We start from the raw sequence: 15835 nt of genomic DNA, 5'->3' as shown, positions 1-15835 counted from the left end.
GGTCACACAATCACCTTCCTGTCTTTTCTCAACTTTGTGTTGTCCAATTGCACGATAGCGGTTGCTGTTGGTGCCGGACACTAAACTAATTATTATGCCTTACGTTAAAATCGAGGTGACGCGCGAAGGCGTTACCCGTCAGCAAAAACAAGCGCTCATCAAGGGCGTAACCGATGTAATCACCAGTGTACTCAACAAAGATCCGCACCTGACCCATGTGGTGATCGACGAGATCGACACCGATAACTGGGGCTATGCGGGGGAACAGACCTCTTTATTACGTGAACGCGGCATTACGGCCGACAAAAAGTAACCCATCATGAGTACACAAACGGTGATTATCACCGGTGCCTCTTCGGGCATCGGTAAAGAACTAGCCAGGTATTTCCTGGACAAAGGTGACAACGTAGTGATCAATTCGCACACAGCGGCCAAATTACAAGCCGTGTACGACGAACTGGGCGCAGGCGCTCAACTGGCCATGGTGGCTGGTGATGTGGCCGACCCTAAGACCGGCAAGGCGCTCGTCAAGGAAGCGGTGGACCGTTTTGGCCGGGTAGATGTGCTGGTGAACAATGCCGGTATCTTCGAGACCAAGCCTTTCCTGGAGGTCGATGAAGCCTACCTCGACCGGTTTCTGAATACGAACTTGAAGGGTACCTATTTCACCACGCAAGCGGTGATCCCGGTGATGTTGCAGCAAAAAGGCGGCGTCGTCATCAATATCGGTACACCTTTCGTGTACAAGGGCATCGGTGGTGTACCCATTACCGCACAAATGGCGAGTAAGGGGGCGGTGCATGCGCTGACGTTGCAACTGGCCGCAGAGTTTGGCCGGTACAATATCCGGGTAAACACCGTGGCACCGGGTACGATCAGAACACCGATGCATGGTGACAAGAGTGATCAGACGGCGGGGCTGCACCTGGTGAACCGGATAGGAGAAGTGGGCGATGTAGCGGATATGGTGTATACGGTGGCAAAGAGTAACTTTATCAACGGAGCGATCATCAATGTGGATGGTGGTTTTGGTGCGGGGTACAACCTGCCGGGTATCTGATCGGTCTTAAACAACAAACAAGGTAGTTATGTGGAATCAAACGCGGGTGTCAAAGCTGGCCGGAGTGGATTACCCGGTCATGCAGGGTCCTTTTGGTGGTAATTTCTCTACGGCCGCTTTGACGGCCGTTGTTTCCAATGCGGGTGGTATCGGTGGCTATGGTGCTTATACACTGAGCCCCGAGGCCATCTATGCCGAAGTACAACAGATCAATGCCCTGACGAATAAGCCTTATAACATCAACCTGTGGGTGAGCGATGGGGATGCGCCGGGTGCGGTAATTACGGATGCGCAATATGACAAGGTGAAGGCTTTGTACCAACCTTATTTTGATGAGCTGGGGATAGCGGTGCCCGATAAGCCAGCGCCTTTTCAATCCCGTTATGAGAACCAGGTGCAGGTGATACTCGATGTAAAACCGAAGGTGTTCAGTTTTGTGTTTGGTATTCCGTCGGCGGCGGTGCTGGAGCAATGCCGTAAGCTGGGTATCCTGACTGCGGGGGCGGCTACCACGCTGGCGGAAGCGCTGGCGCTGGATGCGGCGGGTGTGGACATGATCGTGGCGAGTGGTTTTGAAGCGGGCGGTCACCGGCCTTCGTGGCTGGCGCCTGCAGAGCAATCGACCATGGGCACGTTTGTGCTGACGCAGTTGATCAAAGAGCGCGTGAAAGCGCCAGTGATCGCGGCGGGTGGCATTGCCAATGGCAAAGGGATTGCGGCGGCGTTGACGGCGGGCGCTGATGCGGTGCAGGTAGGTACGGCTTTCCTGGCAACGGAAGAATCGGGTGCCATGCCGGTGCACCGGGATATGCTGTTGAGCGGAGATTATACTACTATACTTACACGAGCTTTTACCGGCCGACTAGGCCGTGGCATAGTAACGAAGCTAGCGCAGGACGTGATCGGTAAAGAGTCATCTTTGCTGCCGTTTCCGGTGCAGAGCCAGTTTGTGTCGAGTTTGCGGAAGGCTGCGGTGGAGCAGGAGCGTTGGGACCTGGTATTTTTCTGGAGTGGACAGGCGGCGCCGTTGCTGAAACACCGGAGGGCAGCAGCACTGATGGGGTCGTTGGTGGAGGAGACTGATATGATAATGGAAAGGCAACGAGGCAGCAAGGCATAGAGGCAACTGAGGAAATACAGCGGAATGGCAGGGCGCAAATGCCCTTGTTTTTGTCGCAGGTGGACCTCCTGTGCCTGATGGTTAATTGGTAAGTTTGTATAAAACCTACCAGTATGTTTATTCATCATCTCGAGCAGGATATTCCTGTTTTGTGTAAGGAGGTTCCTACGTTTCCTGAGGGTATTCAGGCGGCTTTCGAAGAACTGTGTGTAAAGGTGCCCGACCGCGTCTATTACGGCCTGTCGCATATGGAGAACAGTGGGCGGATCGTGTACCAGGCGGCTGCCGTGGGCACGGAGCAGGAGGCTGCCAAACTGGGTTATTCCGCGAGCGTGATCCCGCAGGGTGACTGGCTGGTGGAGTCAATCGACGGCTGGATGGAGAAGATTGACGGTATAAAGGACGTATTTGGCCGGTTGATGAGTGACCCGCGGTTTGACCCCGCTTATGAGTGTGTGGAATGGTACCGGACCGATACCGAGATGTGGTGCATGGTGCGTTGTGTTGCCACGAATTAGTATCGATTATTTTTGGAATGCGGGTCGTTCCCGTTGTATATTGTACAGGCGTCTGAGAGCGCCTGTCTTTATGTTTATGTTCTTCTTTTTTACTTTCTCTGAAACGATCAAACCCGCCATGGGATTGAGTATGCCGATTGGGACCAATGTAAACCTGCGTCCCGCCTACGTTTGATATCTCCTGATATGGCTTTGACCCGGAGTTGACCCGGAATTGACCTGCCGCTGACTGCCGGCTGGATAGGCGCGTCTATGGGACAGCTATGGGACAGCTACGGCGTTGCTATGGGTGGAACCAGGGGCAGGCTATTGCCATATGCGCCAGGCAGCCAGTATGATGGTTACGCTTTAACTAGTTCTGGTTTGAGCCCAATGCCTGTTCAATTGTAGTCAAAAATGATCATTTCCCAACATGGGACAGTCAGGATTTGGAAACCCTATCGCATTATCCGTATATTGTATATAAACTTTATTCTATGGCTAAAGTACAGAGCTTTGTCAAATTAAGCGGATCTATTGGAGGAATGACGTTTGTGCGCGGTGAAAATGGTGAGACCTATGCTAAAGAGAAGACCGGCCCTTCGAAGGAGCGCATCAAACGTGCTGCATCCTTTGCGAATACCCGTCGAAACAATGCAGAATTTGCAATCGCCGGAAAGGCTACCAAGGTATTTCGCGCAGCTATGGGAAATTTAAGAGATGGTGTAACGGACCGTTATTTGGCGGGTCGTATCAACGCGTGGTTGTATAAAGGGGTTCGTGCTGATCAGGTACATCAGTGGGGTGAGCGCCGTCTGGAAGTGGGGGACGTGTCTTTGCTGGAAGGCTTTGAATTGAATCGTAAGCTGGCGTTGGATGACCTATTGCCGCTTAACCTGTCTGATTGCTGCGATGTTTCGAACAGCCAGGTGCAAGTGTCTATGGATGGTTTCCGGCTGCGCCGTGCGGATAAGGATGTTCCGAAAGCAGCGACGCATTTCCGGTTGGTATCGGCGATGCTGTATGTGGACTTTAGGAAGGGGACCTATACCCGCGACATCAAGGAGGGTAAGTTAAGCGCGGTTGGTCGCAAGTGTAGTGATGAATTTGTCGCTGAACATGGTGTAGCGCCTTTAAATGGGCAGATTGCCTTTTGGTTGCTGGGAATTGAGTTTTATGCGATGACTGATAAGGGCCTGGTGATTGTGCGGGGAGGTGCGCTGCGGTGTATGAAAGTGGTGCAAGGCAACGAGGCAGCAAAGCAACAAGGCACCGAGGAAGGCGAGGTAGTGGTAGCTGATAGGGAAACATTGCGCCCGCCGGGCGGACGCAATGGGGATCAATCAGTTTTGCTTCCGCAGGTATTTGGTGAGGATCACGATGGTTTGCCCTTCGATCTTTCCTTCAATTTGTTCGGTATTGTCTTGCACGAGGCGGATATTCCTGACGACGGTGCCCAGTTTGGCATTGAGCGTAGATCCCTTTACATCGAGTGACTTGATGAGCACCACGGTATCACCATCTTGCAGCAGGTTGCCGTTGGCATCTTTGTGTAAGTCTACGGTGCCATCATTTTCGTGATCGCCAGTGGCTTTGGCCCAGGTGAGCAGGTCATCGGCCAGGTACAACATATCCAAATTCTCCATAGCCCAGCTTTCGTTGCGCAGGCGGTTGAGCATGCGCCAGGATACGACCTGTATGCCGGGCACTTCGCTCCACATGGCGGTGGTGAGGCAACGCCAGTGTTCGTTGTCGATCGGGGCTTTCTTATCGATCTGCGTTCTGCAGTGGTGGCAAATATTAATGATGTTATCGGCGCTGGCGTAGGAGGCTGGCGGTACTTCATACACTTCCAGTGGTTCTGCTGACTGGCATAATTCGCATTGTTGCTGGCTGCGTGCGCGCACCTGGTCGACTGCTTTCATGATGGGTAAAATTTTACAAGTGCGCGAATGTAGGGTTTTTCCGGAACTTATTGGGTGACCAGGGTCAGGTGGGAAATCTAGAATGGTTGATACGTATGGGTTGTTCGTTTTAGAAAATGTGATTTTGAGGAATGTTTTATAGATGTTGATAATCAGTTTGTTGTTGCTTGTTTTAATGGTTTTGGGTTGAAATTATGACTTACAGTAAGTGTTAGCTAAAAAATAATTACTTTTGCGTGGATATTACTTTTGGCGATAAGAAGTTGGAGGGATATGCTGAAAATAACAAGAAGTGTATCCAGGGTATGGGAAAAAAACGTGCTGAGTTATTCATGAAGCGGCTTAATGCCCTTCATAATGCTTTGACTTTGGAAGACGTAAGGCACCTGCCAGGGAGGTTTCATGAATTAACCAACAATAGAAAGGGACAATGGGCCTGTGATTTGGATCATCCTTACAGATTAATCTTTGTTCCTCACGAGCGACCAATTCCAATCAACGACCATGGTCAATTTATTTGGGTGGAAATTAAGGGTGTTGAAATCGTTGAAATAGCAGATTATCATTAAAACAGTTGTTTATGGCAAAAAAGCACCCATATAGTCCTCCGGTAGTTTTTCATCCTGGAGAAACCTTGTCCGAAAAACTTCAGGAAATGGATATGGGGCCCAAAGAGTTTGCTTTGCGCACCGGTAAGCCGGAAAAGACGATAATTGCCGTGATGAATGGTAAAAGCTCCATTATGCCGGATATGGCTTTGCTATTTGAAAGCGTTACCAAAATACCTGCGGATTTCTGGCTAAGACTTCAGCGAAGTTATGACGAGTTTATAGCCAGGGAAAAAAGACAACAGGTAATCGATAAAGCGGTTGCATGGGCTAAGCGTTTCCCAGTTGCAGATATGATCAAGAAAGAGTGGTTGTCTCCAGTAGAATCCTGGCAGGAGAAGGCCAATGAGATGCTTGCGTTTTTTGGCTTTGCCAATCATGGTGCCTGGGAGGATTATTACTTTAAACAACAGTTGAAAGTTGCTTTCCGAATTTCTCTTGCGCATACTAATGAGGCTTACGCGATTTCTGCCTGGCTAAGAAAAGGCGAATTGGATGCTGCCCTACTTTCTGCCAGACCTTATAATGAGAAGCGGTTTAGGGAATCTTTGCTGGAGTTGAGGTCGGTCATGGCCAGTCAGCCAATTGATTATTTTCAACAATTGCAATCTATATGCCTTCATGCAGGTGTTAAGGTAGTTCATACTCCATGTATTAATAAGGCACCGATCTGTGGGTCGACGCGTTGGCTAGGTGATACGCCATTCATTCAGTTGTCAGGCAGGTATAAGCGCAATGACAGTTTTTGGTTTACTTTTTTTCACGAAGCTGGTCATATTTTGTTACATGGGAAAAAAGATATCTTTCTTGAAAATGTAGTTTATAGTGACAAAGAGCAATTGAAAGAAGAGGAGGCCAATGATTTTGCTAGAAAATGGACATTATCTCTTGATCAAGAAGCTGAGTTGTTGTCTGCTCTTCCTTTGCAAGAATCAGAAGTTCCTCTATATGCTACTAAATTTAATACTCATCCTGCAATTATCGTGGGCCGACTACAGCATTTAAAAAAGGTATCTTATTCATTCGGTACGCAATACATTGTTCCGGTCAGTTTTGAATAAGATTTTGTTTCCTTCCTCCACATGGCTGTCAATCTTCACAATGGGCGGCAATTAGTAAGCTTTCCGACACTATTACTATGGCTCTGCTTATAAATATTCGTATTTATTTACTTCCAGGTATATTTATTACGTTTATAACCTTAAACAGAAAAGCAAGGATCTATCAGGTTGCGCGTTCGGATAGCAGTCGATATGCGATGTTGCCTGGTAAACTATTGGGCAAATATGCAAAGGGCAAGCAGTTTCGACTGAAGATCAAATACTCCTACTGTGACACGTTCAAGTGGGATAGGGTGGTTCGGTCTATACCGTTCAGGTTTGAGGATTAGGCGGCTGGGGCAACCCAGACGGCGCAATTGTGTAGTCAGGTTTTTGCAGGTAGCATGCAACTGATCCAATAATAATCATGACTAAATTCTTATCGATATTGTTTTTCCTGTTACAGAACGGTTGGTGTCAGCGCGCCGGCAATCAGTTGGTGACTTTGTCTGCTACACAGCAGGCTGAAAGCAAGGGTGTGGGTACACCTCACCGTGCTCTCCACCGGCAAGGAAAAAAAATGAATGATCTAAGGAAATTACCGGGAATGGAAGGAGATATGATCAAAATGTTTGATGGGGTCGTGGGACGTGGTAAAGTGTTGATCGGTGCAGTGGTTATTGCGCCATGTTTTATTAAGTGCTATATTACCGGTAGTAATAGATACCATCATGTAGTTTATCGTAACAATTTGTTTGTTTGCTGCCCTGGTCATTGTGTCGGGCGGCTGTCAGGGAGTAGGTAAATGGGATCTTAACCGGGGAGCCACTCCCGGCGCGCCGAAGGATGCCGGGTTTCAATTCAGTTATGAAACGGCGAACCTCCGCGCTCAGCAGCTCATGAAGGACTCTTTTTTCTGGGACGTAGGTGAGGAGGCGGCGCCGTTTGGGAGCGACGATGGCTGGGATGCCGCGCAGCGGTTTCATGCCTGGCGGTTGACGGAAAAATCAGGTGATCCGGTTGCTTTTGTAAACAGGCTGCGGGCAGAATGGAACTACCCTGCATTGGATTGGACGGTCAGCGACAGCGTTCGGATAAAGGCAATACTTGACTCGTCAACGGTGCTCGATGAAGCGATCATCAGCGAACGTGTTAAGCTGTTGAAGCAAGCAGTTGCTAACTCGGCGGATGAAAAAATACGAAACAGCAGTGAGGCAGACCTGCGTAAGGTAGTATTGGAGAATTCGAAGGGTGATATTGGTATGTTTCTGCTTTACACTGATAATGCGATCATAGGCGTGGCCTTTGCTCAATTGGTGGAAGAAGGGATTGTGGAGGCGAATCTAAAGAAGCTAACCATCATTGCACTCAAAAGACAGTTGCTTCCTGTATTGATCAATCGATATGATGAACCTGTTAAGGAAAGGCGCCGTTCGCAATTGACACGCATGCTGTCGGTCATGGAGCAGGCGGTTAGTTGATGGCTGATCGGTTGACCAGCCTGTTAACCGTTTTTGGGATACGGAGGTCTGTGAAGTATAGGCGGAAGCTGTAGTATACTCAAATTGAACCACATGAAAATAGCTGATCTGTTTACGGAAACTGATGCGCTGGTTTTTGTGATTACCCAGTCTGACGCTGCCGATATACTTGATTGGGATATCGAAGTTGTGGAAACGGCGTTAATTCCGGCGGAGTACGGAACCTATCTTGTAAAGGGTATGCAGGTTTTTCCCAGTGCTGCACTAAATTGTTATTTAATGTTAGCCATTCCGGAGCGCATCGTGGAAACGGTCATATTAAATGATGGTATTGGTATGCCGGCGGTTAGGCCTATATACGATATTCCTTTCCGTGTGATTCCTTCCGTGGCCGCGGAATGCTATGGTAATTATGAATTGTACTACGTGAAGGAAAATCCTGCACCAGGCATCGATGTGCTTCGGGCCGGGCTTGATAAGGCGGTCGATAAAAGTCCGGTGGCGGAAGATCTGGGTTATATCCTGCGGGATGAGGGCCGGTTAGAGGAGGCTATCGAAGCATTTCTTGTCAGCATAGCGTCCGGCCCTTCCAGTGAGTTTGTTTTTCTGGAACTATCGCTGTTGTATCAGCAAACTGGTCAGACTGAGCTGTCTTCGAGCTACCATCAATTGTATATGGAGAATGGAGGAGCCGACTAAATGACATCATTGCCAGAGTTGCTCGTCCTAAAGCAGTGGTATATCATGAATGGGGAAAATTTTGACGTGTATATTTATGCCGTAAAGCGCTTAAACACTTACCATGCGGTTGTTAGTGACGATTATATGTTTTATGTTTTCTTCTGCACTGCTGGCGCAGTCGAATTCAAATAAGCCATCTACGGTTCCAGTAAAAACCGAATTTGAGAATCAAGGGGAGCAGGAGGCTACTGGGCGACCCTATTGTTTGATACTGGGTATGTGAAACAGGCGTACGCTCGCTATCAGGGAGCAATCGTAGTGGAGGGGGATAACTTTTTCTGGGGAATAGCTTCCTTGAAAATCATGGATACGGATAGTAGACTCCTGACGATCTTTTCCAAAGGGCTTTTATATCCGCGTGTGATGGGTATTCTTCCGGGAGCAACAGGAAGGATTAGCAGTGTGACCGAATTAACGTTTTTGAACAAGTCTTCTACGCAGAAAAGGTTCAGCTTTTGGTTTTACCGGGGAGGTGTTGCGAATCCCACGGTATTCTATTTTGAACTGACAAATACCAGGGCGACCACCCGTACATCCATAGAAGCATTTATTGAGGGTGCATCGTTGACGTTCTTTAAACAAGGATCGATCATAATATAGGTACTATGAAGAACGATAAAAAGACCATTGGCGCCTATGAACTGATGATGCAAAAGCACAGCGACCGGAAGGATTTTGTTACATTGGAGCGGTCCTGGGGGGATAATCTTACCGGGTTTATACTGGGTATTTCTAAAGACTTTTTACTGCTTCAGATCGACAGGGATTTTGCATCAGACGGCTATGCGGTTATTCCCAAGCATGGTTTCGAGAGTCTGCGTTGCAACCGATTTGACAGGATGTCGAAAAAAATCTATAAGGGGGAAGGTGGGCTGGGTGCTTCCTGGGGTTTGCAGCAACCGGTATCCCTTGATTCCTGGCCTGATCTGTTCCGGAGCCTTCGTGCGCTGGATTATCATGTGATCGTAGAATTGGAAGACCAGGAAGAGCCGGATTTTGTCATTGGTCCCATCAAAAAGGTCCTTAAGACATTGGTTGGTGTTCAATACTATAATCCCGAGGGAAAATTGGATGCACGCACCACTTCGATCCCTTATAGCGAAATCACCATTGTTCGATTTGGCGACCGTTATAGTACTGTATTCCGGAAATACTTAAAATGATTCTATGAAGGCATGTTTACTCGTTGCAGCATTTGCAGTAATGGCAGCATTGTCTGGCTGCGATCCGGCAAAGGTGCTGCAGGTGCGTTCTGTCGATAAACCTAACTATTCGGTGTCTGTGTATGCCAACGGAACCGTATTTCCCGGGTTGCAACGTTCTCCCAATGATAAGGTGATGCTGACACTCCCTTTGCCAGGAGGCACCAGGGATACCTCTTTTCATTACGGCATCGGAGGATGGTCAGATCCGGGAGTGAAGACTTTTGCCAGTCATTTTGATTCCATCATCATTGTAAACAACGGCGTGCCGCTGCACCTGGTTGATCAAGTCTCTATCATTGCTTACCTGCAACAACATCGGCAGGGCTCTATGAATGCGCTTTTGATGATCGAGTCTGATGAGCAGTAATCAGGTGTGCAAGCTTTTAGTCGTACTCGAGGATGTCGTCGATCAGTAGCTTGCCGTTTTGGTGGATGACCTTGATGTCGCGGTGGTAGGAGAGATTATTGTCGACGTCTTCGATAACTACTTTGTAGAAAGAAGCGTCTTGTGTATTGCGCAGCCATTGACAGGTGGTCACTTTACATTTTCCATTGTCCTGCGCTGAAATAAAATACCCGCCTTCTCCAGCCCGGTCTGTGTTGTATTTGTGCTGCCATTTCTTCTTGAACTTTTCTTCGGTAATGGTGGAGTCGCCATTGTCGTACTCCACATTCAATGCGTCCTGTTTAAACTCCTGGTAGTCTTTGGTGAGCGAGTTAATCATGGAGTCGCGCCTTGCATTGGAGATTTCGCTATTCAAAAAACCTTCGATAACTCCGGTAATCCATTTTTGCACGCTGGCCGTGTCGGGTAGGGTGCTTTCCGTCTTTGCGGGGGATTCTGCGCGTGTGTCTGTGGAGGCCGTTACAGCCGGCGGGTTATTGGTACAAGCGATGCCTGAAGTAGCTAATATGGCCGAAATGATATATTTGTTCATGAGGGGCGAATAATAGCCGTAAAGATAATAACTGGCGCATTAAATACAAGTGGAAGCCAGGCCTATTTCAACACTCCTCGCCCCGCCTAAAAAGCTTATTTGTCCAACAAAAGCGCGGATTCAGTGCACTTTCCCGGGTGAATAGCGGTGTAATTTTGTGTTGTGATCAAGGGCGAAGTACATGAAATATACCATTCCGATATTGATGCTGAAGGAGCATATTGCAGGGGTTCATATTGACCGCATCAGTGATGATTACATCGCTGAACGGTTTGGAGACATCGGACAGCCCCATCGGAATGACCATTATGTCATTATTCTTTTGACTGCAGGCCATGCAGAACTGCAGGTAGATTTCAGGAAGGTTAATGTGGCGCATCATTCCATGCTACTGTTGTTGCCGGGAAATATTCAGCGGGCCATACGCTTCCATGATGCCAGCAACGGTTTTATCCTGTATTTAGATGCCAAGCTGATCGATGAACTGGCGGGGAATATCATTGAGCGTTCGATAGTCAGCGATCCCGTGTTGCCCGTTCAGGGTGCTGATCTCGACTGGTTTGTCCGTTACTTTGAACTTCTGCTGCATACCTATCACGATTTTTCATTGGGTAGCCTGCACCGTGGCGCGGTCAATGCCCTGGCCATCCCGGGTATTTATAAGCTGGCTGCTGGTTTTCAAGCCAATGCAAAATATGCCACACGGCATCATTCTGCCAGAAGCATCGATGTGGTACGGCAATTCAAACAACTTGTCAGAAAGCATTACAAGGAGCTAAAGAAGCCCGGTGATTATGCGCAGTTGATGCGCCTATCAATGAGTTATCTCGGCGAAACGATCAAGGTTGTTACAGGTTTTAATGCTTCGTATTTTATTCAGCAGGAAATGCTGCGTGAAGCGCAACGTTTGTTATGCTACACCCATTTAAGCGTCAAGCAGATTGCTGCCAGGGTGGGCTTTGACGACCCCAGGTACTTTAACCGTTTATTCAGTAAGCTGGCTCATGAATCGCCCGGCCAGTTCAGGGCACAATTCAAATCGGGCATTTCTCCAACAGGGTCTTAATCCGAACCAGATGACCATTGATGCATGGACCGGCGTGCGCCGGAACCCAACAAATTTCTCGTGTCCTTACGAAAAGGATGTTTACGAAATCACGCAGCTAATTGGCCATGCCAATTGTAAACCAATTGAACTCAACAAAGATGAAAACATGCAGATCAGGTATATTCCTGAAAATGAACATTTGTGCGGCGCTGTTAGGTGTGTCGGCGGGCAGTGCCCTGGCGCAGCCCACCGATCGCACGGTGCTGAAACTATCGCTGGAGGAGGCGATCCGGTATGGTAAAGCCGCTAACAGGTCGGTGAAAGTATTCAAGATGGAAGAAGATGCCACCCGCCTGGACTGGGAAGACGCGAAGATGGGCATGCTGCCCAGGGTGCAGACCAACGCGGCCTTCCAACGATACACCAAAGTGGTGCTGTTTGATGGAGCAATAGGCGATCCGCATGCTATTCCAAAACCTCCCAGTCCCAATGCCGGGGCGCTGGCGCTGGAATCTTCATTCAATGTATATGGCGGCGGGCGGCAAAAAGCATCGGTCACCGATGGCAAGCTGAGGAGTGAACTGGCGGGTATTCAAACCAAAGAGCAGGAAGCAGCGATCGGTTTGCAGGTAGTACTGCAATACCTGGACATGGTTAAATATATTTACCAGGAACGACTGATCGATGACCAGGTGAACCGGGCTCAAACAAGGCTTAATAATATTACCACTTTCTATAAGAATGGTAAAGTGACCAAAAGTGATCTGTTGCGGGCTGAAGTGCAAGTGGCGAACATTGAATTAAATGCCATCGCTAATAGGAACGACTACCAGATCAGCCAACAGCGGCTTAATACTTTGTTCGATGTTGATGCCGGCACCCAAATCGTACCGGTTGATACAGCCGCGTTGTTTTTGCAGGACAGTGTGGAGGTATCTGCGCTGCTCAATGACCCTTCCGGCAACTATGCCCTTCGGAAAGTGCAGCATCAGCAACTGTTGCAAGAGAACCGCATCAGGCTCACCCAGTCATTCAATCGACCTTCGGTCAGTTTGTTTGGCGGTTATGGATTCAACTATCCCAACACTTTTTTGTTTCCGCCGGTTGCTCAAACCATCGGCGTTGGTACCGTGGGCGTGAAATTGACCTATGATATCTCCTCGCTGTACCAGAATAGTAATAAAGTAAAGGCGGCCAGGCTGCGCACGGTGGCGCTTGGTGAGCAGCAACGATGGGTAGCCGACAATGTGTCGCAGGAAGTGCAGGCGCTGACCATCAAGTACCACGAGGCTGCGCACCGTTTGCGGGTAATACGGAAGTCTATCGAGCAGGCGGAGACCAATCTGCATATTCAAACCACGAAATATGCGAACCAGCTTTCTTTACTAACCGATCTGCTGGAGGCCGACAACCTGTACCAGGAAACGCGGTTCAATTACCTGCAGGCAAATATTGCCGCGACCGCTATTTACTATCGTTTACTGTTTATCTCCGGAAAATTGTAAATCATCAGCATATGGAACCCACAAGAAGAAGTTTTGTCAATGTACTCACCAAACTACTGGCCGTAACGGTGGTGGTGGTATCCCTGATCTACCTGGTCAGGTATCTCGTTCATGCCAGTCATTATGAAACAACCAACGATGCGCAGGTAGATGCCTATATCAATCCTGTGTCGGCCCGTGCGGGTGGCTTTATCAAAAAGGTACTGTTCAGCGAACACCAGCCAGTAAAGCAGGGCGATACGCTGGTGATACTGGACGACCGCGAGTATGTGCAGAAGGTAAAGGAAGCCGAGGCATTGCTGGAAGATACCCGTGCCCAGCAGGAGATACTGATGGCTGCCATACAGGCTGCGCAAACGGCCACCCTGGTCAACAAAGACCAGATCCATGCGGCGAAGGCGCGGTTGTGGCAGCAGGAGCAGGATGTGCGGCGTTTTCAGAACCTGTTGAAAGAAGAGGCCGTTACGTTATCGGATTTCGAGCAGGTGCAAACCAGGTATGATATATCCCAGAGTGATTACAGTGCGGCACAGAACAGCCTGAAGACCGGAGACAGCAAAGTGCGCGAACTGCAATCGAGGTTTGCTGCTTTGTTTGCTGCCAGGAAGCGGGCGGAAGCTTTACTCGGCCTGGCGCGGTTAAACCTGGGCTATACCGTCATTGTATCGCCCTACAGTGGGTACACAGGCAGGAAAAATATACTGGAAGGGCAACAGGTACAGGCTGGTCAGCCATTGGTGTCGGTGGTGAATAGTAACGACACCTGGGTGATTGCCAACTTCAAGGAAACCCAGGTGCATGGCATGTATGTAGGGCAGCCGGTAGTGATTACGGCCGATGCCGTTTCCGGGCGGCAATTCGCGGGCAGGATCGATGCGATTGCCGCTTCGACAGGGTCGAAGTTCTCTTTATTACCTGCGGATAACTCTTCCGGCAATTTCGTCAAGATCATTCAACGCGTGCCGGTGAAGATCCTGTTTACCGACAGTGCTACCCAGGTATTGAAGGCGGGCATGAATGTGCAGGTCAGTATTCAAAAAACTACTCAATAACGCATGATGCAAACGATCTATTTCCACGACCGGCTTGGTGGGTATATGGGCTTCGTGCGGTGCGTATTGCTGTTGATACTCTTTGCGGCGATCGCGCAGTTTGCTTCTTTCGGCATCATTCAGGCCCATGTCGTTTCTTTTTATGGTGCGCAACCTGAAGACATTTCATTTGCCTTTCAATCGGCGTATGTAGGTATTATTGCTATCCTGCCGGTCATGTTCCGGTTGATCCGTTTTTTCAATACGCGCACTTATTTACTCTCGGTTTTCCTGGCTGGCATTGTGCTGAATATTTGTTGCCTGTATGTGCAGGATCTGTTGGTGTTTGCCCTGCTGCGTTTTTTCGTGGGCATTTGTACTGGGTTGGTGGCGGGTTGTATTCTTGTGGTGGTATTCTCCACACTGCCGGCCGCCAGGAGCATCCTGGTAGGGGTGTCGCTTTTCTTTTCATTGATCCTTACGGCCGGGATCATTATTGGTATTGCCGGTTCGCGGGTAATTATCACCAGCGATTGGACAGCTTTGTATTACGGGCTCATCGGGTTGCAGGTGATGGCGCTGGTGCTCTGTCTATTGGTGTTTAAATCCAGCCCCGCCAGGAAGCCCTATCCCCTGTACCAATTGGACTGGTTTGGTTTTTTGTTGTTTGTGTTTGGTGCTACTGCATTTGCTTACGTGATGATCTATGGTCCGCGGCAGTATTGGTTTTCCAGCGCGACGATCACGTATATGGCGCTTCTTGGCCTGGTGATGATCGCTGGTTTTCTCTACCGCCAGGCCATATTGAAAAGGCCATTGATCGATTTGCAGGTATTCCGGTCTGGAAAGTTCTTGTACGGCCTGGCGCTTATGTTATTGTTTTATGGCATTCGTGATACCATCAACCTGTTATACGGCTATGCTATAGCAGTCCTCAACTGGAGCGCTGCCGATGTGGTGGATGCCGGCTTTTTTAATGTGGCTGGCGTGATCCTGTCCACCTTTATCGTGGTCAGGGCCGTAGCCGCCAATAAGCTACACCTGCCCAAACTGCTGTTGGTTGGCTTTGCTGTATTGTTAGGTTATCATTATTGGGTATATCTCTATTTGACGCCCGATCTGTCATTTGCTCAATTGTGCCTACCCATATTCTTACAGGGGTTTGCCTGTGGCTTGTTGTTTGTTCCCATCACCATCCTTTGCCTGGCCTCTATCCCGCCAGCCAGCAATACTACCGGTATCGTGGTGTGCACATACGCCCGGTTCATCGCTGTGCTCAATTCCATCGCGGGCTTTTATACGTTGCAGTTGTATTATAACCAGCACTTCAAAGAAGGCTTTCTCGGCAAGTTGACGCCGGGAACGGCGTTGCTGGCGCAACAGCAGGAGGTGTATGCGGGCTTGCTGACCGCGAAGGGTTTTGCCCCTGCGGAAGCTACAGGGGTTGGTATCGCGTTGATCGCGAAGGCGACCGGTATCCAAAGTCAATTGCTAACGATCAGGGCCATCTTCCTGATCGGAGCGTGGCTGTCGGCTGCGGCATTGATCAGCCTGGTGGTATTTGCGGTGATCAATAAGGTGAAAGCCAGCAGGGAGCAGCCACCTATGGCGGTCGCTGCCTGAGATCCATAACGGA

The 15835-nt window shown here is 49.1% G+C and carries 16 protein-coding genes; 14 read left to right on the top strand and 2 right to left on the bottom strand.

What is annotated here, in order from left to right:
- Positions 1 to 94: 94 nt before the first annotated feature.
- The 4 genes from P2W70_RS20990 to P2W70_RS20975 all read left to right on the top strand — a co-directional run bounded on the left by P2W70_RS20990 (position 95) and on the right by P2W70_RS20975 (position 2698).
- Positions 95 to 313: a tautomerase family protein gene (locus tag P2W70_RS20990; RefSeq protein WP_276483485.1), complete on the top strand. Its 219-nt coding sequence runs from the start codon at positions 95 to 97 to the stop codon at positions 311 to 313.
- Between the two features lie 6 nt (positions 314 to 319).
- Positions 320 to 1060, top strand: coding sequence for an SDR family NAD(P)-dependent oxidoreductase (locus P2W70_RS20985; protein WP_276483484.1), 741 nt, complete (start codon positions 320 to 322; stop codon positions 1058 to 1060).
- 28 nt (positions 1061 to 1088) lie between these two features.
- Positions 1089 to 2180, top strand: coding sequence for an NAD(P)H-dependent flavin oxidoreductase (locus P2W70_RS20980; RefSeq protein WP_276483483.1), 1092 nt, complete (start codon positions 1089 to 1091; stop codon positions 2178 to 2180).
- Between the two features lie 113 nt (positions 2181 to 2293).
- Positions 2294 to 2698 carry a hypothetical protein gene (locus tag P2W70_RS20975; protein ID WP_276483482.1) on the top strand — a complete coding sequence of 135 codons (405 nt, stop codon included), beginning with the start codon at positions 2294 to 2296 and terminating at the stop codon, positions 2696 to 2698.
- 1322 nt (positions 2699 to 4020) lie between these two features.
- On the opposite strand, the gene P2W70_RS20970 is transcribed toward P2W70_RS20975, so the two are convergent.
- Positions 4021 to 4602 (bottom strand): PhnA domain-containing protein, encoded by a 582-nt coding sequence (locus P2W70_RS20970; RefSeq protein ID WP_276483481.1) that lies wholly within the window; start codon positions 4600 to 4602, stop codon positions 4021 to 4023.
- Positions 4603 to 4838: 236 nt separating this feature from the next.
- Between P2W70_RS20970 and P2W70_RS20965 the strand changes: the two genes are divergently transcribed.
- From P2W70_RS20965 to P2W70_RS20940, 6 genes are all read left to right on the top strand, one after another.
- Positions 4839 to 5171: a type II toxin-antitoxin system RelE/ParE family toxin gene (locus P2W70_RS20965; protein ID WP_276483480.1), complete on the top strand. Its 333-nt coding sequence runs from the start codon at positions 4839 to 4841 to the stop codon at positions 5169 to 5171.
- Positions 5172 to 5182: 11 nt separating this feature from the next.
- Positions 5183 to 6271 carry a HigA family addiction module antitoxin gene (locus P2W70_RS20960; RefSeq protein WP_276483479.1) on the top strand — a complete coding sequence of 363 codons (1089 nt, stop codon included), beginning with the start codon at positions 5183 to 5185 and terminating at the stop codon, positions 6269 to 6271.
- 734 nt (positions 6272 to 7005) lie between these two features.
- On the top strand, positions 7006 to 7731 hold the full coding sequence (locus P2W70_RS20955) for a hypothetical protein (protein WP_276483478.1): 726 nt from the start codon (positions 7006 to 7008) through the stop codon (positions 7729 to 7731).
- Positions 7732 to 7824: 93 nt separating this feature from the next.
- The gene (locus P2W70_RS20950) at positions 7825 to 8430 is read left to right on the top strand and encodes a tetratricopeptide repeat protein (RefSeq protein WP_276483477.1); all 606 of its coding nucleotides are present in this window, start codon (positions 7825 to 7827) and stop codon (positions 8428 to 8430) included.
- Positions 8431 to 9077: 647 nt separating this feature from the next.
- Entirely contained in the window at positions 9078 to 9635 is a 558-nt protein-coding gene (locus tag P2W70_RS20945) for a hypothetical protein (protein WP_276483476.1), read from the top strand.
- 4 nt (positions 9636 to 9639) lie between these two features.
- Entirely contained in the window at positions 9640 to 10044 is a 405-nt protein-coding gene (locus P2W70_RS20940) for a hypothetical protein (RefSeq protein ID WP_276483475.1), read from the top strand.
- Between the two features lie 16 nt (positions 10045 to 10060).
- Here P2W70_RS20940 and P2W70_RS20935 read toward each other — a convergent pair whose 3' ends face one another.
- A complete protein-coding gene (locus tag P2W70_RS20935) occupies positions 10061 to 10615 on the bottom strand; it encodes a hypothetical protein (protein WP_276483474.1) in 555 nt (184 codons plus the stop codon).
- A gap of 181 nt (positions 10616 to 10796) precedes the next feature.
- Between P2W70_RS20935 and P2W70_RS20930 the strand changes: the two genes are divergently transcribed.
- The 4 genes from P2W70_RS20930 (at position 10797) to P2W70_RS20915 (ending at position 15822) form a co-directional block, all read left to right on the top strand.
- Positions 10797 to 11681: an AraC family transcriptional regulator gene (locus tag P2W70_RS20930; RefSeq protein WP_276483473.1), complete on the top strand. Its 885-nt coding sequence runs from the start codon at positions 10797 to 10799 to the stop codon at positions 11679 to 11681.
- A gap of 140 nt (positions 11682 to 11821) precedes the next feature.
- Entirely contained in the window at positions 11822 to 13168 is a 1347-nt protein-coding gene (locus tag P2W70_RS20925) for a TolC family protein (protein WP_276483472.1), read from the top strand.
- Positions 13169 to 13179: 11 nt separating this feature from the next.
- On the top strand, positions 13180 to 14220 hold the full coding sequence (locus P2W70_RS20920) for an HlyD family secretion protein (RefSeq protein ID WP_276483471.1): 1041 nt from the start codon (positions 13180 to 13182) through the stop codon (positions 14218 to 14220).
- Positions 14221 to 14223: 3 nt separating this feature from the next.
- Positions 14224 to 15822 (top strand): efflux MFS transporter permease, encoded by a 1599-nt coding sequence (locus tag P2W70_RS20915; RefSeq protein ID WP_276483470.1) that lies wholly within the window; start codon positions 14224 to 14226, stop codon positions 15820 to 15822.
- Positions 15823 to 15835 lie beyond the last annotated feature (13 nt).

The organism is Paraflavitalea pollutisoli (genome assembly GCF_029360705.1).
GTDB classification, from domain to species: Bacteria; Bacteroidota; Bacteroidia; order Chitinophagales; family Chitinophagaceae; genus Paraflavitalea; species Paraflavitalea pollutisoli.
Note: the sequence above shows the minus strand (reverse complement) of the source record. Positions and strands in the feature narration are given on the sequence as shown.